Source organism: Pigmentiphaga kullae, assembly GCF_004216695.1.
In the GTDB taxonomy this organism is placed as follows: domain Bacteria; phylum Pseudomonadota; class Gammaproteobacteria; order Burkholderiales; family Burkholderiaceae_B; genus Pigmentiphaga; species Pigmentiphaga kullae.
The window spans coordinates 813856-835256 of the sequence record NZ_SGXC01000003.1; the positions used below are offsets into that span (position 1 = coordinate 813856).

At 68.8% G+C, this 21401-nt stretch carries 25 protein-coding genes, 1 tRNA gene and 1 pseudogene; 11 read left to right on the plus strand and 16 right to left on the minus strand.

All coding sequences use genetic code 11. From position 1 onward, the window contains the following. Positions 1 to 16: 16 nt before the first annotated feature. The 4 genes from EV675_RS26615 (at position 17) to EV675_RS26630 (ending at position 2252) form a co-directional block, all read left to right on the plus strand. Positions 17 to 490, plus strand: a complete 474-nt coding sequence (locus tag EV675_RS26615) for an FKBP-type peptidyl-prolyl cis-trans isomerase (protein WP_130361578.1) — start codon at positions 17 to 19, stop codon at positions 488 to 490. Beyond that, complete coding sequence (gene ispH, locus EV675_RS26620; protein ID WP_130361580.1) at positions 490 to 1440, plus strand: 4-hydroxy-3-methylbut-2-enyl diphosphate reductase; 951 nt, start codon at positions 490 to 492, stop codon at positions 1438 to 1440. Before EV675_RS26615 ends, ispH begins: the two co-directional genes overlap by 1 nt. 15 nt (positions 1441 to 1455) lie before the next feature. Beyond that, positions 1456 to 2100 carry a maleylacetoacetate isomerase gene (gene maiA, locus EV675_RS26625; protein WP_130361582.1) on the plus strand — a complete coding sequence of 215 codons (645 nt, stop codon included), beginning with the start codon at positions 1456 to 1458 and terminating at the stop codon, positions 2098 to 2100. Positions 2101 to 2176: 76 nt separating this feature from the next. Further along, positions 2177 to 2252: transfer RNA gene (locus tag EV675_RS26630), tRNA-Thr, on the plus strand. Positions 2253 to 2310: 58 nt separating this feature from the next. Here the strand turns inward: EV675_RS26630 and EV675_RS26635 are convergent. Next, a complete protein-coding gene (locus tag EV675_RS26635; RefSeq protein WP_130361584.1) occupies positions 2311 to 2571 on the minus strand; it encodes a hypothetical protein in 261 nt (86 codons plus the stop codon). A 441-nt stretch (positions 2572 to 3012) separates the two neighbouring features. Here EV675_RS26635 and EV675_RS26640 point away from each other — a divergent pair, with 441 nt between their 5' ends. The 6 genes and pseudogenes from EV675_RS26640 to EV675_RS30320 all read left to right on the plus strand — a co-directional run bounded on the left by EV675_RS26640 (position 3013) and on the right by EV675_RS30320 (position 8190). Further along, the gene (locus EV675_RS26640) at positions 3013 to 3861 is read left to right on the plus strand and encodes a universal stress protein (RefSeq protein ID WP_130361586.1); all 849 of its coding nucleotides are present in this window, start codon (positions 3013 to 3015) and stop codon (positions 3859 to 3861) included. Between the two features lie 124 nt (positions 3862 to 3985). Continuing rightward, entirely contained in the window at positions 3986 to 4735 is a 750-nt protein-coding gene (locus EV675_RS26645; protein ID WP_130361588.1) for an energy transducer TonB, read from the plus strand. A 10-nt stretch (positions 4736 to 4745) separates the two neighbouring features. Continuing rightward, positions 4746 to 5468, plus strand: a pseudogene (locus tag EV675_RS26650) (MotA/TolQ/ExbB proton channel family protein); the annotation flags it as partial. 15 nt (positions 5469 to 5483) lie between these two features. Further along, on the plus strand, positions 5484 to 5918 hold the full coding sequence (locus EV675_RS26655) for an ExbD/TolR family protein (protein WP_130361592.1): 435 nt from the start codon (positions 5484 to 5486) through the stop codon (positions 5916 to 5918). 96 nt (positions 5919 to 6014) lie between these two features. After that, positions 6015 to 6692: a response regulator gene (locus tag EV675_RS26660; protein ID WP_130361594.1), complete on the plus strand. Its 678-nt coding sequence runs from the start codon at positions 6015 to 6017 to the stop codon at positions 6690 to 6692. Continuing rightward, positions 6676 to 8190 (plus strand): sensor histidine kinase, encoded by a 1515-nt coding sequence (locus EV675_RS30320; protein ID WP_130361596.1) that lies wholly within the window; start codon positions 6676 to 6678, stop codon positions 8188 to 8190. The genes EV675_RS26660 and EV675_RS30320 overlap by 17 nt, the downstream gene beginning before the upstream one ends. Positions 8191 to 8211: 21 nt before the next feature. Here EV675_RS30320 and fliR read toward each other — a convergent pair whose 3' ends face one another. From fliR to fliF, 13 genes are all read right to left on the minus strand, one after another. After that, positions 8212 to 8985, minus strand: a complete 774-nt coding sequence (fliR, locus tag EV675_RS26670; protein ID WP_130361598.1) for a flagellar biosynthetic protein FliR — start codon at positions 8983 to 8985, stop codon at positions 8212 to 8214. 12 nt (positions 8986 to 8997) lie between these two features. Further along, on the minus strand, positions 8998 to 9270 hold the full coding sequence (gene fliQ, locus EV675_RS26675) for a flagellar biosynthesis protein FliQ (RefSeq protein WP_130361600.1): 273 nt from the start codon (positions 9268 to 9270) through the stop codon (positions 8998 to 9000). Between the two features lie 43 nt (positions 9271 to 9313). Further along, positions 9314 to 10060 carry a flagellar type III secretion system pore protein FliP gene (gene fliP / locus EV675_RS26680; protein ID WP_130361602.1) on the minus strand — a complete coding sequence of 249 codons (747 nt, stop codon included), beginning with the start codon at positions 10058 to 10060 and terminating at the stop codon, positions 9314 to 9316. Beyond that, positions 10057 to 10392 (minus strand): flagellar biosynthetic protein FliO, encoded by a 336-nt coding sequence (fliO, locus tag EV675_RS26685; protein WP_130361604.1) that lies wholly within the window; start codon positions 10390 to 10392, stop codon positions 10057 to 10059. The genes fliP and fliO overlap by 4 nt, the downstream gene beginning before the upstream one ends. 8 nt (positions 10393 to 10400) lie before the next feature. Further along, positions 10401 to 10823, minus strand: coding sequence for a flagellar motor switch protein FliN (gene fliN, locus EV675_RS26690; protein WP_207222058.1), 423 nt, complete (start codon positions 10821 to 10823; stop codon positions 10401 to 10403). Beyond that, positions 10807 to 11817 (minus strand): flagellar motor switch protein FliM, encoded by a 1011-nt coding sequence (fliM, locus tag EV675_RS26695; protein ID WP_130361608.1) that lies wholly within the window; start codon positions 11815 to 11817, stop codon positions 10807 to 10809. The genes fliN and fliM overlap by 17 nt, the downstream gene beginning before the upstream one ends. Positions 11818 to 11876: 59 nt before the next feature. Then, complete coding sequence (locus tag EV675_RS26700; protein ID WP_165404788.1) at positions 11877 to 12416, minus strand: flagellar basal body-associated FliL family protein; 540 nt, start codon at positions 12414 to 12416, stop codon at positions 11877 to 11879. Between the two features lie 137 nt (positions 12417 to 12553). Further along, entirely contained in the window at positions 12554 to 13714 is a 1161-nt protein-coding gene (locus EV675_RS26705; protein WP_130361612.1) for a flagellar hook-length control protein FliK, read from the minus strand. Beyond that, positions 13711 to 14166: a flagellar export protein FliJ gene (gene fliJ, locus EV675_RS26710; protein WP_130361614.1), complete on the minus strand. Its 456-nt coding sequence runs from the start codon at positions 14164 to 14166 to the stop codon at positions 13711 to 13713. Before fliJ ends, EV675_RS26705 begins: the two co-directional genes overlap by 4 nt. Before the next feature lie 19 nt (positions 14167 to 14185). Beyond that, a complete protein-coding gene (gene fliI, locus EV675_RS26715) occupies positions 14186 to 15607 on the minus strand; it encodes a flagellar protein export ATPase FliI (RefSeq protein ID WP_423213246.1) in 1422 nt (473 codons plus the stop codon). Next, complete coding sequence (locus tag EV675_RS30135) at positions 15600 to 16400, minus strand: flagellar assembly protein FliH (RefSeq protein WP_130361618.1); 801 nt, start codon at positions 16398 to 16400, stop codon at positions 15600 to 15602. The genes fliI and EV675_RS30135 overlap by 8 nt, the downstream gene beginning before the upstream one ends. After that, positions 16393 to 17409, minus strand: a complete 1017-nt coding sequence (gene fliG, locus EV675_RS26725) for a flagellar motor switch protein FliG (protein WP_242621607.1) — start codon at positions 17407 to 17409, stop codon at positions 16393 to 16395. The genes EV675_RS30135 and fliG overlap by 8 nt, the downstream gene beginning before the upstream one ends. A gap of 153 nt (positions 17410 to 17562) precedes the next feature. Beyond that, complete coding sequence (gene fliF, locus EV675_RS26730) at positions 17563 to 19215, minus strand: flagellar basal-body MS-ring/collar protein FliF (protein ID WP_130361620.1); 1653 nt, start codon at positions 19213 to 19215, stop codon at positions 17563 to 17565. Between the two features lie 200 nt (positions 19216 to 19415). Here fliF and fliE point away from each other — a divergent pair, with 200 nt between their 5' ends. Next, the gene (gene fliE / locus EV675_RS26735; RefSeq protein ID WP_130361622.1) at positions 19416 to 19769 is read left to right on the plus strand and encodes a flagellar hook-basal body complex protein FliE; all 354 of its coding nucleotides are present in this window, start codon (positions 19416 to 19418) and stop codon (positions 19767 to 19769) included. Positions 19770 to 19783: 14 nt separating this feature from the next. Here fliE and EV675_RS26740 read toward each other — a convergent pair whose 3' ends face one another. After that, positions 19784 to 20116 carry an EscU/YscU/HrcU family type III secretion system export apparatus switch protein gene (locus EV675_RS26740; RefSeq protein WP_130361624.1) on the minus strand — a complete coding sequence of 111 codons (333 nt, stop codon included), beginning with the start codon at positions 20114 to 20116 and terminating at the stop codon, positions 19784 to 19786. Beyond that, the gene (locus EV675_RS26745) at positions 20113 to 21390 is read right to left on the minus strand and encodes a flagellar hook-length control protein FliK (RefSeq protein ID WP_130361626.1); all 1278 of its coding nucleotides are present in this window, start codon (positions 21388 to 21390) and stop codon (positions 20113 to 20115) included. Before EV675_RS26745 ends, EV675_RS26740 begins: the two co-directional genes overlap by 4 nt. Positions 21391 to 21401 lie beyond the last annotated feature (11 nt).

The window sequence follows — 21401 nt, forward strand, 5'->3', positions numbered from 1 at the left end:
GACACGGTGACACACTTTGGCTGCATCTTCCCCCTCCACGCCCCTCGTTGTCCGTGAGGACTCCTACGTAACCCTGCACTACCGCATTTCGCTGGCCTCGGGCGAGGGCGCGGGCGGCGTTTTCGTCGATACATTCACCGGCCGCCCGGCCACGCTGCAACTGGGCCTGGGCCAGTGGGCGCCGGGCATGGAGGCGGCGCTGGTCGGCCACGGCGAAGGCGAGAGCTTCAGTTTCACCCTCGCTCCCGCGCAGGCCTACGGCGACCGCAATCCCGAGCTGATCCAGCGCGTGACCCTGGCGATGCTGCGCGAGCACGCGGGCGACGAGACCTTCGAGCCCGGCGACCTGGTCGAGTTCGCCGCGCCCAACGGCGGCCGGTATTCGGGCGTGTTCAAGGAGCAGGGCGACGACTACGCGCTGTTCGATTTCAATCATCCGCTGGCCGGTTCGGCGCTGAAGGTGGATGTGTCCATACTCGGAGTGATGTGATGGCGCAGGCGCCCATGGAAGTGGTCCTGGCCCAGCCGCGCGGCTTCTGCGCCGGGGTCGACCGGGCCATCGAGATCGTCGAGCGCGCCTTGCAGATCTACGGCGCGCCCATCTACGTGCGGCACGAGATCGTCCACAACCGCTATGTGGTCGAGGACCTGCGCGCCAAGGGCGCCATCTTCATCCAGGAACTGGACGAGGCGCCGGCCGGTTCGACGGTGGTGTTTTCGGCCCACGGCGTGTCCAAGGCGGTGCGCCACGAGGCCGAGCAGCGCGGCCTGCAGGTGTACGACGCCACCTGTCCCCTGGTGACCAAGGTCCACGTCGAGGTGGCCAAGATGCGCGCCGCCGGCAACGAGATCGTCATGATCGGCCACAAGGGGCACCCCGAGGTCGAGGGCACGCTGGGGCAGTCCGAAGCGGGCATGTACCTGGTCGAGACGGTCGAGGATGTGGCCGCGCTGGCCGTGGCCGATCCGGACAGGCTGGCCTACGTGACCCAGACTACGCTGTCGGTGGACGACGCGGCGCAGGTCGCGGCGGCGCTCAAGGCCCGGTTTCCGAACATCGCCGAGCCCAAGAAAAGCGATATCTGCTATGCCACGCAGAACCGCCAGGACGCGGTCAAGGTCATGGCGCCCGAATGCGACCTGGTGCTGGTGGTGGGCAGCGTCAACAGCTCCAATTCCAACCGCCTGCGCGAGGTGGCCGAGCGCAAGGGCGTGGCTGCCTATCTGATCGACGGCGCGGGCGACATCGACCCGGCATGGCTGGAAGGGCGCCGGCGCGTGGGCGTCACGGCGGGTGCTTCGGCACCCGATGTGCTGGTGCAGCAGGTCATCGCCCGCCTGAAGGAACTGGGAGCGGCCTCGGTACGCACCCTGGCCGGCGCCGAGGAAGGCATCGCCTTCCCGCTGCCCAAGGGCCTGTCCAGGAACGTCCGCCTGTAGTCCTACGGAGCCTTTATGCGTCTCTACAGCTATTTCCGCAGTTCCGCCGCTTATCGCGTGCGCATCGCGCTGGGCCTGAAGGGGCTGTCGTACGACTACCTCGCGGTGCACCTGCTCAAGGACGGCGGCCAGCAACTGCAGCCGGACTTTCGCCGCCTGAGTCCGGATGCCCTGGTGCCGGTGCTCGAGGACGACGGCCACGTGCTGACCCAGTCGCTGGCCATCATCGAATACCTGGAAGAGACGCGCCCCGAGCCGGCGCTGCTGCCGGCCACGCCGGCCGAGCGCGCCCGCGTGCGGGCGCTGGCGTTGAACATCGCCTGCGACATCCATCCGCTGAACAACCTGCGTGTGCTGAAGTACCTGAAGAACCCTTTGGGCATCGACCAGCAGGGGCGCGACGAATGGTACCGGCATTGGGTGGAGGGCGGCCTGGTCGCGCTCGAGCGCATGCTGGCCGGCTCGCCCGCGACGGGACTGTGCTGCCACGGCGACCAGCCGACGCTGGCCGACCTGTGCCTGGTGCCGCAGGTCTACAACGCCCGCCGCCTGAAGGCGAACCTCGATGGAATGCCGACGGTGGTGAGGATCGCCGATCATTGCGCCGCGCTGCCCGCATTCCAGGCAGCCCACCCCGACGCGCAGCCGGATGCGGAATAGGATTTGAATATGCGCGCAAAGTTTTGCTAGAATAGCGGGCTAGCTTGAAGCCTTAAGGGGCTTTGGCCAAGGTTACGCCGGCATAGCTCAGTTGGTAGAGCAGCGCATTCGTAATGCGAAGGTCGTAGGTTCGACTCCTATTGCCGGCACCATCAAAAAGGGACAGCCCCGTGGGCTGTCCCTTTTTCTTTGCCGCCTGCATTTCATCTTTCACGGCGAAGATTCCTCGCCGTCCTCGTCCATGGTCCGCAAGTCGCGGGCCAATTGCCCCATCCTGTCCGCGATGGCGCGAAGCTGCGCCGGCGACAGGACCATGTGGGCGGCCAGGCGGAACAGATACAGATGTGCGAACAGGGCGGGCATCGTCTCGTCCGTCCAGCCCGACCAGACGTCCTGGAGCGGGTCGTCCCGCCGGGATGGGGAGTCGCCGGATCCGGGCGCGATCCGGTCGGCGCCGGGCGGGCGCCTCATGTCCGCTGCCGGGATGCATCCGGCTGCGCGGGCGTCAGGCAGTGTCGGCAGGCCAGGGAACCGGGGGACACATAGCGCCGGCATCGCGGGCAAAGCATGCCTCCGCGCCGTGCGATTTCCGCCAGGCGCCGCGCCCGGCGCCGGTGCCGGACGCCCAATGTGACGCATATAGCACATATGAGGACAAGCAAAGCCGTGAAAAGAAGATCCATTTGCCTCTCAAATTCCGAATTTCGAGTGAGGATGGATAATATCCACATTTTGTTACCGTGAGTTTCATTTCAGGGCCGGTTCCTTCTCCAGACTCCTGAATGGACCGTGCCGCGGCCGGTGGGCGTGCCCTCGGGTTGATCCAGGTCAAGCCCCGGCCGACCGCGTCCGGCCTGCGCCGGCGGCTTCATGGCACGATGGGTTCTCCCCCAACAATGATGGAATGCCAGCATGGGTACCGATACTTGCAGCATCTTGCTTGCCACCGATTTGAGCGCCCGCGGCGACCGGGCCCTGGACCGCGCGCTCGAGATCGCCCGCCAGAGGCGTTGCAAGCTCGTCGTGCTTCACGTCATCGAGGAGTCGCCGCTGGTCGAGCGGCTGATGGCGCGCGGCAATCGCGAAGCGGACAGGGAGACGGCCGAGCGCGCCCTGCGGGACATCGTGGGCGAGGCGGACGTGCCGATGGAGCTGGTGCTGGAGACCGGCAATCCCGTCGAGGTGATCCAGCGCACCGCCCGCGGCCGGCAATGCGACCTGATCGTGACCGGCGTGGCCCGCGACGAGACGCTGGGCCGGGTGCTGCTCGGGTCCACGGTCGAGAAGCTGGCGCGCGAGTCGTCGCTGCCCATCCTGATCGTGAAGAAGCGTCCGCATCGTACCTACCAGCACATCGTCGCTGCCACGGATTTCTCCGAGGGGGCCAGGCAGGCGATGAACGCGGCGCGGGCGTTCTTTCCCGGCGCGCAAATGACGCTGTTCCACGCCTATCCCACGCTGAAGGCCGATCCGGACTTGGCGGAGGTCGAGGCGGCGCGGCGCGCGGCCGAACGCCTGGCCGACGGCTTCATCGCCAACAATCTGTCCCGGGCGGGGCAGGCGGGCACGCGGCTGGTTCTGGAGCACGGCCTGCCCGAAGGCGTGGTGCCGGGCTATGTGCGCAGCCATCCGGCCGATCTGCTGGTGGTGGGTACGCATGGGCTGACGGGGCTGCTGCGGACCGCGATCGGCAGCGTCGCGGAACGGCTCATCTACCTGACGCCTTGCGATGCCCTGATCGTGCGGACGATGGAGCGCTGAAACCGGGTGGCATGCCGGGATCCTGGTTCCGGCATGCCGTTGTTCGTTGTTGTTACCTAACTGCGAATAAGTCGCATTTGTGATATCGTAGCGATCTTCACGGTCAGCTACGCGATTCATTCGAATGAGTGCCACCTTGCATTGGAATACGCCGGCCCCCGTCGGGCTGCGCGTCGGCGCTGGCGCCGCGGTGGTGCTTCTGCATGTGGCGGTGGTCGGCGCGATACTGGTGGCCAGATCCGAGCCGCAGGTCGCCAAGCCGGTCGAGACGGTCGAGGTCCGGTTCGTCGAGATCGCGCCCCAGGTCCAGGTGGCCGCCGCGCCGCCCGCACCCACGCCTCCCGCCCCGAAGCCCGAACCCAAACCCGTTCCTCCCAAACCCACCCCCAAGCCCGTTCCCAAGCCGCCGCCCCCCAAGCCGGCTCCTCCGCCGCCCGAACCGGCGCCCCCTTCCGAAACCGCCTTGTCGCAGCCCGCTCCGGAACCGGCGCCCGCTCCCGCGCCCGCGCCGGCCACGTCGCAGCCGCCCAGCGGCAAGCCCGAGCCGTCCGACCGTACGGCCGCGCCGCAGGCGCCGGTTTCCAACGAGCCCAAGCTGGTCGGCCGCATCGAGTACCTCGGGGCGCCGCCCATGCCGGAGTACCCGCGCACCTCCAAGCGCCTGGGCGAGGAAGGCAAGGTACTGGTGCGGCTGCTGATCAATACCCGGGGGCTGGTGGACAAGGCGACGCTGGAGAAGTCCTCGGGATTCAACCGGCTGGACGAGGCGGCGCTGGACGCCGCCCGGCGCGGCCGCTTCAAACCGTATACCGAAAACGGCATGGCGATCGCCGCGATCGCCATCGTGCCGTTCGATTTCACTCTCAGGAACTGACATGACCGAGACCCCGAGCCTGGGCTTTGCGCACTTCGTCTCTCAGACCGACGGTCTGGGCAAGGCGCTGTTCTTCATCCTGGTACTGATGTCGCTCGCGACCTGGTACCTGATCGTCGTCAAGGCCATTGCGAACATGCGTTCGCGGCGGCAGGGCGAGACCTTCCTGCAGCATTTCTGGAACGCGACCTCGCTCGAGGCCGTGGACCGCGAGATCACCACGCACGGCGCCAACGATCCGTTCTCGCACCTGACCAGCCACGCCCTGTACGCCCGCGTGCATCACGCGAAGTTCGGCGCGGCCAAGCTGGAAGAGGCGGGTTCGCAGTCCGATTTCGTCACGCGCACCATGCGCAAGGTCATCGACGAGGAAACCGCCAAGCTCGAGAACGGCCTGACGCTGCTGGCATCGGTGGGCTCGACCGCCCCCTTCGTCGGCCTGTTCGGCACGGTGTGGGGCGTCTACCACGCGCTGGTCTCCATCGGCCAGGGCGGCGCGGCCACCATCGACCGCATCGCCGGCCCGGTGGGCGAGGCGCTGATCATGACCGGGCTGGGCCTGGCGGTCGCCATTCCCGCGGTCCTGGCCTACAACTTCTTCACGCGCAGCAACCGTGTGCTGCTGGCGCGCCTGGACGCCTTTGCCCACGACCTGTTCGCGTTCCTGACCACCGGCCAGCAGATCGTCACGGACGGCAACGTGCGCGCGCTGAAGGCCAAGGCGGGCGAATAAGACTAGGAGTCTTCCATGGCTTTCGGCAGTTTCAACAGCGGTCGCGGCGCGGGCGCGCCGCAATCCGAGATCAACATGGTGCCGCTCATCGACGTGATGCTGGTGCTGCTGGTCATCTTCATCATCACGGCGCCGCTGCTGTCCCATGCGGTGCGCATCGACGTGCCGCAGGCGACCTCGGCGCCGGTCGATTCCGACCCGGCCAAGATCGACCTGGCGATCGACGCCAGCGGCAAGGTGTTCTGGAACGACGCCGAGGTGACGCTGGAGGATCTTCCCGCCCGCTTCGCCAGCGTGTCCAAGGACACGCCGCAGCCCGAGCTGCAGCTGCGCGCGGACAAGAACACCCGCTACGAGATCCTGGCGCAGGTCATGGCCGACGCGTCCCGCTCGGGCATGAAGCGCATCGGCTTCGTCAGCACGCCGGAGCCGCCGCCGGCGGCCAAGTAGGGGAATGGGAAACAGGCCCTAGCTTTCGGCGGCGCCTGGGTTTACCCTAGCGGCTTTCCCCTTTCTCGCTGCGCCGGTTCGCCGGCGCTTTGTCATATGCGTGTATTGGTCATCGAAGACGACGCTACCCTGGGGGGCGCCCTGGCCGAGTTCCTGGGCGACCAGGGCTACGCCGTCGATCTCGTTTCCAGCGGCGAGCGCGCCTCGGCCGCGCTGTCCAGCCAGGGCTACGACCTGGTGCTGCTCGACCTGAACCTGCCGGGCGAAGACGGCCTGACGGTGCTGCGGCGGCTGCGGGCCAACGAAAATCCGGTGCCGGTCCTGATCCTGACCGCGCGCGACGCGCTGGAAGACCGGGTCGCGGGGCTGGATGCCGGCGCCGACGACTACGTCACCAAGCCCTTCGAGCTGCCCGAGCTGGCGGCGCGGGTGCGCGCCCAGATACGGCGGCGCGCGGGCCAGGTCAATCCGATCATGGAAGTCGGCGCCCTGAGTTTCGATACGATAGGGCGCGAACTGCGGGTCAGCGGCGAACGCGTCGCGCTGTCGGTGCGCGAGCTGTCCGTGCTCGAGATGCTGATGGCGCGTGCCGGCCGCGTCGTGACCAAGCGGCAGATCGTCAATTCGCTGTCGGCCTGGGATGCCGATTTCAGCGAAAACGCCGTCGAGGTCTACGTCTACCGCCTGCGCAAGCGGCTCGAGAAGGCGGGGGTCAGCATCCAGACGGTACGCGGGTTCGGCTACCTGCTGGAGTCCGATGCCGTCGCGCAATGAGACCCGGCCCGCTCCGCAGACCCGGGTCCTGCACCGGCGCTCGCTGGCCTGGCACCTGCTGGTGCGGCTGTTGCCCGCCGTGCTGCTGCTGGCCACGATGGACAGCATCATCACCTATGTCCTGACCCGCAAGCTCAATACCCAATCCCACGACCGCGCGCTGATCGACACCACCCGCGCGCTGGCGCGCCAGGTCGTCATGACTCCCCAGGGGCCGCAACTCGACCCGGCCTGGAACACCACCCGTTTCCTGACCACCGATCCCGACGAGCGGACCTATTTCCGCATCAGCGTCGACGGCGAGATCATCGCGGGAACGGCTGTCCTGCCTTCGCCGCCGATGGTGGACGATCCGGACAGCGCCGCGGACGACGAGGTCGAGCCGCTCGCGCTGCTCGACCGCATCAACAAGGCCGTGCCGACGATCTACGATTCGCTCGTGGAAGGCCTGCCGGTGCGCGCGGTGGCGCTGGACTTCAGCGTCGACGACTACCTGGTCGAAGTGGCGATGGCCGAGACCCTGAACACCCGCAGCCGTTTCATCGAGGAGATCCTGTCGGTGCTGGTGGCGGGCCAGTTGCTGCTGATCGCGCTGCTGGGCTTTGTCATCGTCACCGCCGTGCGTTCGGGGCTGGAGTCGGTCAGCAAGCTGTCGGACGAGATCGAGAGCCGCAGCATCGACGACCTGCAGCCCATAGGCGGCGATGACGTGCCGAGCGAACTGACGCCGCTCATCGCCAAGACGAATTCGCTGCTGGGCCGGCTGGACGAGGCGGTGGCCGCGCAGCGCCGCTTCATCGGCCATGCGGCGCACCAGCTGCGCACGCCGCTCAGCGGGCTCAAGCTGGAGTCCGAACTGATGCTGGCCCGTCCGGTGCCGGACGACGTGCGCCAGCGCGCCGAACGGATCAAGGCCGCCGCCGACCGCATGATCCGGGTCGGCGAGCAATTGCTGGTGCTGGCGCGCATCGACGCCAACGTGCGTCCGCGCGATACCTTTGCTCGCATCGACCTGACCGAATTGACGCGCGAGTGCGGCGCGCGCTGGGTGCCGGCGGCGCGCCATGCGCAGGTCGAGATCGTGTTGATCGCGCCCGACGAAGCGGTCTGGGTCGACGGCGACGCGGTGCTGCTCGACCAACTGCTGGGCAACCTGATCGACAACGCCATCCGCTATCACGGCGGGCCGGGCGAGATCGTGCTGCGGGTGAACGATTCGCCGCCCAGCCTGGTCGTGGAGGACGACGGACCCGGCATCGCGGCCGAGGACAGGGCGCGGGTCTTCGATGCCTTCTACCGGGCGAAGAATTCCCAGGCAGGGGGCTCGGGGCTGGGGCTGGCCATCGTCAAGGAGATCGCCGAGGCGCACGGCGCGCACTGGGACCTGCGCAGCCGCCCCGAGTTTGCGGGCACCCGCATCAGCCTGGTGTTTCCCGGGCCGCGCATCGGCGCCCATCTGAGCCGGGTGCGCAGCGAGCCTCGGCAGCCGGACTGGTAGGCCTGGACAGGGCCGTTGCCGTCAGCGGATGACGGCTGTCTTGAAGTAGGGCACCGCGATGCCCACGATGCGTTCCATGGGGCCGGCCAGCACGCTGAAGGTCAGCCACAGCAGCAGCAGTCCCGCCAGTAGTGTGACCGCGAAACCCAGGTTGAAGATGTTGAGCTGGGGCGCGCTGCGCGAGACGAAGCCCAGCGCGATGTTGATGGACAGGACCGCGGCCAGCACCGGCAGCGCGATCTGCAGCCCGCCCGCGAAGACGATGGTGCCCAGGTTGGCCAGCCGCATCCAGTCCAGGTTGTCCAGCGGATGCGGCGTAACGGGAATGATGCGGAAGCTGTCGCCCAGGGTCAGCAGCAGCGTCAGGTGGCCGTCGGTGGCCAGGAAGGCAAGCATGGCCGACAGCATCAGGAAGTTGGCCAGCAGCGGCGAAGGCGCGCCGCGCTGCGGGTCCAGGAAGGACGCGAAGCCCAGGCCCATCTGCAATCCCACCAGGTCGCCCGCCAGTTCGAAGGCGGCGAAGACCGCGCGCAGGCCGAAGCCCATGGCCGCGCCCACGATGATCTGCTGCAGGAGCAGCAGCAGGCCGGTGCCGGAGAACGCGTCCACCGGCGCGGCGGGCACCGCAGGGGCGACCAGGACGGAGATCAGGAGCGCCAGGCCGACCTTGACCCGCTGGGGTACGGCGCGATGTCCGAATATCGGCGCGGTCTGCACCAGCGCCAGGGTGCGCACGAACGGCCACAGCAGCGCCGCGATCGCGGCGTGGATGTCGGCGTCGGTGAAGCTGAGCACGGACGGCGCAGCTCAGCCGAGCATGAAGGGAATGTTCTCGAACAGCCGCCGGATGTAGTCGGTCATCATCGACAGCATCCACGGGCCCGCGATCAGTGCGGCGGCGAAGATGGCGACCAGCTTGGGCACGAAGGACAGGGTCATTTCGTTGATCTGGGTCGCGGCCTGCAGCACGCTGATGACCAGGCCCACGACCAGGGCCGACAACAGCAGCGGGGCGGCAAGGTAGATGGCGATCTGCACCGCCTCTTGCGCCAGGGTCAGGATGCCGGCGGTACTGTTCATGAGAGGCCCTTGGTCAGGCGCGCGCAACGCGGCGCAAGGAGGTTCATCGGAAGCTGGCCACCAGGCTGCCGATCAGCAGGTTCCAGCCGTCGGCCAGGACGAACAGCATGAGCTTGAACGGCAGCGAGATAAGCACCGGCGACAGCATCATCATGCCCATGGACATCAGCACGCTGGATACGACCAGGTCGATGACCAGAAAGGGCAGGAAGACCATGAAGCCGATCTGGAACGCCGTCTTCAGCTCGCTGGTCACGAAGGCGGGCACCACCACGCGCAGCGGCAGCTGGGCCGCCTCGGATACCGGCGGCGTGCCGGCCAGGCGCATGAACAGCGCCAGATCGGACTCGCGGGTCTGCCTGAGCATGAAATCCTTCATCGGCGCCTGGGCCTTGTCCACGGCTTCCCGGAAATCGATCTGCTTGCTGTCGAAGGGCTGGTAGGCCTCGGTATAGACCTTGTCGAACGTGGGCGTCATGATGAACAGGGTCATGAACAGCGCCAGCCCGATCAGCACCATGTTGGGCGGCGAGCCCTGCAGGCCCAGCGCGCTGCGCAGCAGCGAGAGCACGATGATGATGCGCGTGAAGCTGGTCATCATCAGCAATACGGCGGGCAGGAAGCTCAGCGCCGACAGCACCAGCAGCGTCTGCAGCGACAGCGACCAGGTGGTGCCGCCGCCCGGGCCGGGGCTGCTGGTCAGGGCCGGGATGCCGGCTTCCTGCGCATGGACGCCGCCGGCGGCCAGCAGCAAAAGCAGGGCGATGGAAACCAGAGGCGCGCGCATCATTGCTTGCCGAAGCGGGCCAGGAGCGTGCGAAAGTCGGGCAGCGGGGCGGCCGCGGCGGATTCCGCCGGGGGCGCGTCGTCGGGGCGCGGCAGCACGGCCAGCGGCCGGACGCTGCCGGCCGAGACGCCGGCAACGATCCATTGGCCGGCCACTTCGACCAGGACCACGCGTTCGCGCGGCCCGACCATCAACTGGCCGCGCAGCCGCAGCGGGTTGGCGCCGCCGGCCTGGGGCCGCTGCACGCGCCGCAGCAGCCAGGCGCAGGCCATGATCAGCGCCAGCACGGCGGCCAGCGCCAGCACGGTCTGCAGGGTGGAACCGGGGGAAATCATCGGGGCGGCTAGCGGTTGAGGCGGCGCAGCCGCTCGGACGGCGTGACGATGTCGGTCAGCCGGATACCGAATTTGTCGTTGACCACGACCACCTCGCCCTGGGCGATCAGGCAGCCGTTGACCATCACGTCCATGGGCTCGCCTGCCAGGCCGTCGAGTTCCACCACCGATCCCTGCGCCAGTTGCAGGATCTGCTTGATGGGGATGCGGGTGCGGCCCAGCTCCACGGTCAAGGTGACCGGGATGTCCATGATGATCTCGATGTCGTTGACCGTCCTGGACGTTTCCTCGCCGGGGGTGAACTGCTCGAACAGTTCGTCGGCGGGGCGCGCGGCCGCGCCGGCCTGCGACTGTTCGGCCAGCGCCGCGGCCCAGTCGTCGTCGGCCGTGGCGCCGGGCGGCTCGGGCAGGTGTTCAGGATCCGCTTCCATTCTCATCTCCTAACTGGTTTTCCGATTGCAGGGTGGCCAGCACCTTGCCGATGCGGATCGCGTACTGCCCGTTGCTGACGCCGATCTTGCAGTCGAATATGGGCACGCCGTCCACATAGGCGGGCAGCGTGGGGGCGATGTCGATCGGGATGACGTCGCCCTTCTGCATGTTCAGCAGGTCGCGCAACACCAGTTCGCTCTGGGCCAGGTTGACCACCATCTCGACGTCGGCCAGCTGGATCTGCTTGGAGAGCATGCGCAGCCAGCGCTTGTCGGGTTCCATCTGGTCGCCCTGGACGGGGCTGTACAGCGCATCGCGGATGGGCTCGACCGACGCGTACGGAAAACAGATGTGCAGGTCGCCGCCGGACGAGCCGAATTCGATCGAGAACGTCGAGCAGACGACGATCTCGGACGGCGTGGCGATGTTGGCGAACTGCGTGTGCATTTCGGCGCGCTGGTATTCGAAGTGCATGGGGTGGACGGCGGCCCACGCCTTGGCGTATTCGTCCAGCACCACCGCCAGCATGCGCTGGATGATGCGCTGCTCGGTGGCGGTGAAGTCGCGTCCCTCGACCCGGGTGTGATAGCGGCCGTCGCCGCCGAACAGGTTGTCGATGACCGAGAAAACCAGCCGCGGCTCGAAGATGAACAGGGCATTGCCCCGCAGGGGCTTGAGCGAGACGATGTTCAGGTTGGTCGGGACGACGATGTTGCGCAGGAACTCGCTGTACTTGACCAGCCGCACCGGGCCGACCGAGATCTCGGGGTTGCGCCGCAGGAAGTTGAACAGCCCCACGCGCAACAGGCGGCCGAAGCGATCGTGGATGATCTCGAGCGACGGCATGCGGCCGCGCACGATGCGCTCCTGCTTGGCCAGGTTGTAGGGACGTATGCCGGCCGGCTCTTCTTCCTTGGGCAGCTCGTCGTGCTCGCCCGTGACGCCCCGCAACAGGGCGTCGACTTCGTCTTGCGACAGGAATTCACCGGCCATCGTGGGCGCTCCGGGCGGCGTCGTGGGAAGGCGTCATCGGCGTCACGGCGCAACGAGACCTACTGGATCACGAAACTGGAGAAATGCGCGGCGTAAACATTGGAACGGAATTCCGGCGCAATGTATTTCCGGGCGATGTCGACGACCTGCGTGGCCAGGGCCTGCTTGCCCTTCAGGCTGAGCAGTTCGTCGGCGGTCTTGGAACTCAGCAGCAGCAGGATGTCGCTGCGGATGGGAGGAACGACCGCGTTCAAGGCGGCGCCCGCCTTGGCGTCTCCCACCTCGATCACGATTCCCACCTGCGCGAAGCGGTCGTTGTCGCGCTCGGCCAGGTTGGCCGTGAACAGGTCCAGCGGCGTGAAGACGCGCTTGCCCGGGTTCGCGGACGCGGTGGGGGCAGGCGCCGCGGGGGGCCTGGGTTGGGTCGGGTCGTCGTCTTCCTGCAATCCGGGATAGCTGTAGGTCTCGAAGTTGGCCAATTGCTTGTTGTGGACGAGCAGCAGCGCGGCCATGGCCGCGATCACGACCAGCAGTACGAGTCCGCCCAGCACGAACAGCCAGGTGCGGGTACGTTTCACAGGGACTATGGCCTCGGCCATGAACAACATCTCCGGAGTCGGTGGGAAAGGGCAGCGAACTGCCCCGAGACTGCATTATCCAGACGCGGATCGGCAACGATCGGTGGAACAGCAGGGGAAATCCCGCGGTTGGCCGGCCGGGCCGGCCCGCGGCGGCCTCATGCGTACAGGTCGACCATGCCGTTGCCCGTCGAGGTGCCGCGCACGGCGGGAGCGGCCGGGCTCGCGGCAAGGCTGGTGGCGTCGCCGCCGGCGGCCGGCGCGCGGTTTGCCGGTGCCTCGCGTCCGGCGAACTGCCGGGCGGCCAGGAAACCGCTCTGCTGTTCGCTGCCGACCGAGGCCTGGCCCAGGCTCAGCCCGTTGGCGGCCAACACGTCCTTCAGGCCGGCCAGCGAGTTCTCCAGCGCCTGGCGCGTCGATTCGTGGTTGCTGCCGAACACCACGCTGGCGGCGTCGCCGTCCAGCCGCAGGTGGATCGTGATGGGCCCCAGCGCCTCGGGATCGACACGCAGCTGCGCGGTTTGCAGGGGACCCGCGGCCATCCAGCGCAAGGCCGTGTCGATGCGGTCCTGCAAGGCGCCGGTGTGCAGTTGCACCGGGGCGCCCGGCACGGTGGGCAGTTCGCCGCGCACCGATGGCGCCGGCGTGTGATGGGACGGCGGGGTGTTGACCGGCACCGTGGCGGACGCCTGCAGCACCGCGACGGGATCGGATGCCTTGGAGGCGGCGGGTTCCACGGCGGCAGGCTGGGAGGACGCCAGTGGCTGGGCGCGAGGTACGGAAGCTGTCCGATCCACGCGCCGGCCGGCGGCCTCCGGGGCCGTGCCGGCGGCGGGCGCCGCAGCGGCGGGGCGCGCGGTCACGCCGGCAGCCGGGTTCGTCGCCAGGGCGACGGCATCCTGTTCGGCCACGGCGGAGGGCAGGGCGGCGGGATCGGCCTGCGTCGCGGATGCCGGCACGGCTGCCGGGGCCGGGGCATCGCCGGCACTGACGGCATTGATGGCATCGGCGGCGCCTTCCGGCGCAAGGGCCGCGACCACGGGCGCCATGGCGGGCGGCGCGAGGTAGCCGGCCCACTGCGACAGCCAGGGCAGGTCCGGCGCGATGGTGGGGGCGGCGTCGTCCTGGCCGCTGGGGGTATCGGTATCCGCCGCTTCGGTCTGTGCCGGAGTGTCCGTCCTGGCGGGTTCCGGCACTTGCGACGCCGCCGCGAGCATGTCCTCGAAGGGCAGGTCGGCCGGCGCGCCGTCGCCGGATCCGGCCGGAGCGGGCGGGGGCGCGGCCGGGGGCTGGGCGAACGAGACGGGAAGCGCGGTCATACCGCGTATCCCGTTGGGGTGCCGAAATGCCGGCGGCTGGCGAATTCGTCGATCTGCTTCTGCATGCGCCTGGCCTCGGTCGATTGCTGGCGCTGGGTTTCCCGCTGGGCCAGGATCTCCAGGGACTTGAGCTTGCGTTCCTCGTCGAAGAACGCCGCTCGGGTCGAGTGCATGTGGCCCGCGCAGCGTTCGACCTCCTGCGACTGCTGTTCGACGGCCTCGCTCAGTTGCTGGATGAAGCGGGCGTAGTTGCCGACCAGCGTGCCGTCCAGGCCGATGCCGGTCTGGTTGCGCATGCGCGACTCGTAATCCGACCGGTAGTTCTCGATCAGCACCAGGCGCTCGCGGGCGCGCGAGTGTGCCGCGGCGGCCTGGGCGAACTCCTGGGCGGCCTTGTTCTTGCGGCCTTCCGCAAGTTCGATCAGCGTGGCGAGCGTGGTGGTGGACGTCATGGCGGACCTTTGGGGCGGATCAGGTGCCGGCGCCGAAATGTTCGGCGATGGCGGTCATCAGGGTCAGGCTGTCGGCATAGGGCGCACGGTCTTGCATGTCCTGCTGCAGGAAATTGCCGATGGTGGCGTGCGCCGCGATGGCCTGGTCGAGTTCGGCGTCGGTGCCCGGCACGTAGGCGCCCACCTGGATCAGATCGCGCGAGCGCTGATAGCGGGAGAACAACTTTTTCAGCGTGCGCGCGTGACGTTGCTGTTGGGCATCGACGATGTTGTGCATGGCCCGCGAGATCGATTGTTCGATGTCGATGGCGGGGTAGTGGCCGGTGTCGGCCAGCGCCCGGTTGAGTACGATGTGGCCGTCCAGGATGGCGCGGGCCGAATCGGCGATCGGGTCCTGCTGGTCGTCGCCTTCGGTCAGTACCGTGTAGAACGCGGTGATCGAGCCGGCGCCGTGCGTGCCGTTGCCCGCGCGTTCGACCAGCGCGGGCAGCTTGGCGAACACCGATGGCGGATAGCCCTTGGTGGCGGGCGGCTCGCCGATGGCCAGCGCGATCTCCCGCTGCGCCATCGCGTAGCGCGTGAGCGAATCCATGATCAGCAGCACGTTCTTGCCCTGATCGCGGAAATGCTCGGCCAGTACCGTGGCGTAGGCCGCGCCCTGCAGGCGCATCAGCGGCGCGGCGTCGGCGGGCGCCGCCACCACGACCGACCGCGCCAGTCCTTCCGGGCCGAGAATGTGGTCGATGAATTCCTTGACCTCGCGGCCGCGTTCGCCGATCAGGCCCACCACGGTCACGTCGGCCTCGGTGTAGCGTGCCATCATGCCCAGCAGCACGCTCTTGCCGACGCCCGAGCCGGCGAACAGGCCCATGCGCTGTCCGCGCCCTACCGTCAGCATGGCGTTGATGGCGCGCACGCCCACGTCCAGGGGGCGTTCGATGGGTTGGCGCTCGATGGGATTGACCGGCCGCGCGGCCAGCGGTGCGCGCTGGGCGGAGGTGATCGGGCCCAGCCGGTCGAGCGGGCGCCCGGCGCCGTCCACCACGCGCCCCAGCAGTGCGTCGCCGACGGGCAGGTGCTTGGTGATTTCCTCGGTTGGGAGGCTCTGTCCGGCGGCTTCGTCGGCCGGTGGGTAGGCGGGGGCCGGACGCTGCGGCTCGAGCGGCATGACCAGCGATCCCGCCGTCAGTCCATGTAGTTCGCTGGATGGCATCAGGAACAGCCGTTCGCCGTTGAAGCCCACCACCTCGGCCTCGGCGGCGCGGTCGTGCGCCTGCATGATCCGGCAGGTGCTGCCCACCGGCAGCTTCAGGCCCACGGCCTCCATGACCAGGCCGGCCACGCGCGTCAGGCGGCCCGACGCGGCCACGGGCGCCGCCGTGCGCACGCGGGCGGTGCAGCCTTCGACGAAACGGGCCAGGCTGGCGGTGGCGTCATGCACGCTCGTCGCTCCAGGGGCTGTCCTGGCCCAGCGTGGCCAGGGTGCGCTTCCAGCGCGTACCCAGGGTCGCGTCGATATCGGACTGCTGGGTGGATATCCGGCAGCCGCCGGCCTGGACGCCGGCATCCTCGACGATCTTCCACTGCCCCAGTTCGAGTTCCTCGCCCAGGTGGGCGCGCACCAGTTGCACGTCGGACGGGTGCAGCAGCAGTTGCTTGCCGGTTTCTCCGCCGATGAGCTGGTTGAAGGCGTCGCGCACCACCGCCAGGATCACGTTGTTGTCCAGGGCCAATTCGCGCTGGATGACCTGGCGCGCGATCTCGGCCGCCAGCTCCAGCAGTCGGGGAGCCAGGCCGGTCTCGAAGCGGTCGAACACGTCGGAGGCGGCGCGCGCCATCGTCTGCAATTGCTCGGCCTCGCGCCGGGCCGCGGCGCTGCCGTGGTCGTAGCCCGCCGCATAGCCTTCGTCGAAGGCCGCCGTCTTGATGCGCTCGACCTCGGCCGGGTCGACGGCCGGTACCGGATCGGCGGGAAGCGGCGCCGCTTCGGCCGCGGCGGGGGCGGGCGTCGCGGTTTCGCGCCGCACGGTTTCCTCGCGGGCGCGGCGGTCGGCCTCCTGCCGGGCGGCGGCCAGCGCCGTTTCGATCGCGCGCTTTTCTTCCGGCGTTTGTGGCCGGCGCCGGGTCTCGCCCTGCATGGATGCTTCGCCGAAGGTGTCCAGGCGCCAGACGGGCAGGTGGCGGCCTTCGTCGGCGCGCAGGATGCGGCGGGCGCCCGGCAGCGGCTCAGACATACTGTTCCTCGCCCATGCCGTTGATGGCCAGGTCGCCGGACTCGGTCAGCCGGCGCGCGACCTTCAGTATTTCCTTCTGCTGCGCCTCGACCTCGGAGATCTTGACCGGACCGCGCACATCCAGGTCCTCGCGCAGCTGCTGCGCGGCGCGGGCCGGCATGCAGCGGAACACCTTGGCGCGCAGCTCGGTGCTGGCGCCCTTGAGCGCGAGGATGAGCGAGTCGGGCGTGACCTCGCGCAGCAGCAGCTGCATGCCGCGGTCGTCGGCGTCGATCAGGTTTTCGAAGGTGAACATCTCGTCGATGATGCGCTGCGCCAGTTCCGTGTCGACCTGCTTGACGATGGACAGGATCTGGTGCTCGGACGACGAGCCCACGTAGTTGAGGATGTCGGCCGCGGTCTTGACTCCGCCCAGCTTGCGGCGCTTGATCTGCTCGTTGCCCGAGAGCATCTTCAGCAGCACGTCGTTCAGCTCGCGCAGCGCGGCCGGCTGGATGCCGTCCAGCGTGGCGATGCGCAACAGCACGTCGGCACGCACGCGCTCGGTCAGGTAGTTGATCACCGCGGCCGACTGGTCGGCCTCCAGGTGCACCAGGATCGAGGCGATGATCTGGGGGTGCTCATGGCGGATCAGCTCGGCCACGCTGGCCGGGTCCATCCACTTCAGGCTCTCGATGCCCGAGGTGTCGCCGGTGTGCAGAATGCGGTCCAGCAGGAATCCCGCCTTGTCCGCGCCCAGCGCCTTGGTCAGCACGCTGCGCAGATAGGCATCGGCATCGGCCCCGAGCCCCGTGTGCGCGCCGATGTCCGTCTCGAAGCGCTGGATCACCTGGTCCATGGCCTCGCGCGCGATCCCCTGCATCCCGGCCATCGCCGTACCCAGCTTCTGCACCTCGCGCGGCGACAGATACTTCAGCACCTCGGCCGCCTCTTCCTCTCCCAGCGACAACAACAGGATGGCCCCATCGGCCACCCCCTGGTCGGGTTCGGCATTGACTACGTTCATCATCGGCTTACCACTTCGTCGTACCCGCCGGCAGCCAGCGACAGCACCGACGCAACAATCCAAGAAACGGGTACTAGACCCAGGATGCGGTGGATCCGGCTCCGCCGGTCCACCCGCATCGCCCCCTGGGGGGCGCGCGAAGCGCGTAGGGGGGGGCTATACATCGTTCACCCACTGTCGGATCACCGTGGCCACGACCTGCGGGTTCTCCCGGGCGAAGCGGCGGACCTTTTCCAGCGGGTCTTCCGGCTGTTCCTCGACGGCTTCGGCAGGGGCCTCGGCCATCATCGCGGGGCTGGCGGCCGTAAAGGCCGGCTCGGGCGGCGGCGGGGGCGCGGTCAGTTGCTTGATGGCGGGGCGGATCACGCCGATGATCAGGTACAGCACCGCCAGCGCAAGGACCAGCGCCACGCCTATGTCGCGTGCCAGGTTGACGAACTCCGGCTGCTGCCAGAACGCCGGCTCGGCGGCGGCTTCGGCGGCGGCTTCGTTGAACGGGATGCTGATGACCGATACCGAGTCGCGGCGCTGCGCATCGAAGCCGACGGCCTCGTTGACCAGCGCCTTGATCTGCGCCAGTTCGGCATCGCCGAGCGGTGTGCTGACCGGCTGGCCCTTGACCACGCTGGTGCGGTGGTTGACCACCACGGCGGCGGACAGGCGCTTGATGCGGCCCACGGGCTCGCGCACGTAGCGCACGGTCTTGTCGAGCTCGTAGTTGGTGGTGTCCGCCCGCTTCACGTTCTGCGCGGGGGGCTGGGCCTGCGTGCCCGGCGCGGGCGGGTTGGTGGCGGCGCCGCCGGTGGTGGGGGCGATGGCGACCCCGGGCGGCGTGTTGCTGAGCGTGCCCGGCACGCCGCCGTCCATGCCCAGCGCCGGCTCGCGCGATTCCGAGCTTTGCCGGCTGCGGATGGCGGCCTGGTCGGGCGAGGCGCCGTTGGGGCGATAGATCTCGTCGGTCTGCTCGTGCCGGCTGAAATCCAGGTCGATGGCGACCTGCGCGCGCAGGTTCTGGGCGCCGACGATGGGCGAGATCAGCTCGGAGATGCGGCGGGTGTACTGGCGCTCCAGCGTGCGCAGGTATTCGAGCTGGGTGGCATCCAGGCCGTTCGGATCGGTGTCGTTGGCCGACAGCAGGGTGCCGGTCTGGTCCACCACGCTGACCGCGCCGGGCGCCAGTTCGGGAACGGAGGAGGAAACCAGGTGGACGATGCCGGCGACCTGGCCGCGTTCCAGCACCCGGCCGGGCAGCATCTGCACCAGCACCGACGCGGTGGGGCGGTTCTGCTCGCGCATGAAGATGCTGGGCTTGGGAATGGCCAGGTGGACCCGCGCGCTCTTGACGGTGCCCAGGCTCTGGATGGAGCGGGCCAGTTCGCCTTCCAGCGCGCGCTGGTAGTTCACCTGTTCCTGGAACTGGGTGAGGCCCAGGCGGCTGTTGTCCATCAGCTCGAAGCCGACGTTGCCGGCGCGGGGCAGCCCCTGCGAGGCCAGGCGCAGCCGCACTTCGTGGACCTGGCCGGGCGGCACCAGGATGACGCTGCCACCGTCGGCGATCCGGTAGGGGATTTTCTGCTGTTGCAACGCGGCGACGATGGTCCCGCCGTCCTGGTCGGACAGGCCGCTGAACAGGACGCGGTACTCCGGGTCGCGGCTCCACAGCAGCGCGGCGACCACGACGGCCATGAGCATGGGGATGCCGATCAACAGGGCAAGCCGGTGGCGCGTGGGCAGCCTGCCGAACGCCTGCAGGAGCTTGTTACCGCGTGATGCCCCGGCGGCGGGTTGGTTCTGCGTGTCGTCGGCCATGTAGTGAAGCGGGGCGTTGAATACCAAACAAGAAGAAGGGGCGCCGGAGCGTCCCATTTCCCAGGGCTTGTATTATTTGATGCAGAATGTCACAACGAAGGAAGGAATAGACGGGTTTTGCCCCGGTACTTCCCGGTCTGCTTCCTTCCCGCCGCGGCTACTATCCCAGGCTCCACAGAATCGCCCATGGGAAACCGCATATGGACCGCATCCAGGACGTGATCGCCGCTTCGGCCGGGCAGGCCGGCTCGACCGGCATGGCGCGCGCGGCGCAGATGCTGTCGCGGCCCGATGCCCTGATGGGTGGTGGCGCGGCCGCCGGCGCGGCCCCGGCCTCGTTCGCCAACGTGCTGGTCGATGCGATCCAGGGCGTGCAGCGTGCCCAGTCCGAGGCCAGCGCCGTCCAGAAGGCCTACCAGCAGGGCGATCCCGAAGTCGGCCTGGAAACCACGATGATCGCCATGAACAAGGCCAGCCTGTCGTTCCAGATGCTGGCGCAGGCGCGCAATCGCGTGATCGCGGCCTACAACGAAGTCATGAACATGCAGGTCTGAGCGGGAACCGGCCCCTAGCGTCCGTCAGGATCGGCGCCCGCGGCGGCGCCGGCTTCCTCGTCCTGCCTGTACACCCACGCCAGCACCTCCGCCACCGCCACGTACAGCGAGGGCGGGATGCGGGCGTCCACGTCCACCTTCATCAGCAGATCGATCAGTTCGCGCGAACTGTGCACGAACACGCCGGCTTCCTTGGCGCGGCGCAGGATTTCCTCGGCGATCGCGCCGCTGCCCTTGGCCACCACGATGGGAGTCTTGCGTTCCTTTTCGTAGCGCAGCGCCACCGCCTGGATGCGCTTGGGATCGAGCGGGTCGTCGGCGGCCGGATCGGCGGGGACCTGGGTCATGTGCGGGCCGGCGAGCGGGACGCCGTGGCGATCTTGAGGTCGGACATGCGCAGGCCCTGGCCATCGAGCGCCTGTTGCAGGTCCAGGCCGCCGGCGGTCAGGCGGGCTTGCAGGTCGCGCAGGCGCTGGCCGCGCAGTGTCCGGGTGTCGGGCTGGATGGCGATGCGGGTGTCGGTGCCGTCCAGCGCGACGTCCACCTGCATGGTGCCCAGGTGGCGTGTCTGGATCGAGATGCGGACGCGCCAGGTTCGCGGCAGTTCGGCGTCGGCACCCTTGCCTTCGTCAGGCTGGATTTCCAGGGTGAAGGGCTGTTCCGCCCAGGCGCCCTGCAGGAACAGGCGGCCGCTGGCCAGCGCGGCGATCTGGTCGTGCACGACCTGCCGCACGTCGGGCGGGATGGCGGCCAGGGCCGCCTGCAGGCCCTTGGCCGCGTTTTGTTCGGGCGTGGCGGGGTCGGCCGAGGGTGCCGGGGAGCCGGTCGGGGGAGCCTGGTCGCGCGCCTGGGGCGCGGGCGAGAGCGCTGCCTGCGGTTCGGCGCGCAGCGCCTCGATGGGCAGGCGCCCCTCGCGCCACTCCTGCAGGTGGGCTTCGTAGAACAGGCCGGATTGCTGTACTGCCTGCCGGATCTGGCGCGCGGCTTCGTCCGGCGGCGTGCCGGCCGGAATGCGCAGGGCGTCCAGGGGCACGCTGCGCTGCGTGCCGCCCGTCTCGTCGACCAGCGCGAGCAGCAGGCGGGCCGAGCCGCTCAGCATCACCTTGGTGTCGCCGGTCTCGAGCTTGAGCTCGGCCAGCGATGGCATGGGAACCGGCGAGACGCCGCGCACGGCGCGCGTGGCCTGGTCCGGGGAGACCGATTCGGTATCGGCGGTGGCGAGCGCAAGAGGCCCTTGTCCGCGGCCGCCGCCTTCGCCCGGCGAGCGCGGGCCGCCGATGCGGCCGCCGTCCTGGCCGTGCAGGAAGGTGCGGTCGTCCAGCAGCCGCAGCACCACGGTTACGCCCGGGCTCAGTGCCTGGCGGGTATTGATCAGGTAGGGCTTGCCGGCGATGTTGACCAGTGCTTCGGTGTCGCTGTTGGCCTGGAGTACGGTCGCCCGCACCAGCCCGTGCGGCAGTCCCGTCGCGCCGGGCGGGCGCGCGCCGCCCGCGGCGTTGCCGCCGGACACGTTCAAGAGCCGCGCCAGCACCGCCTCGCGGGCATCCTCGCGATAGCGCTCCCAGCTTTGGGTGGGGGAGACGCCGCTGACCGGCTGCGTCTGGCGGGTATCCGCTACCAAGCGCCAGCCCC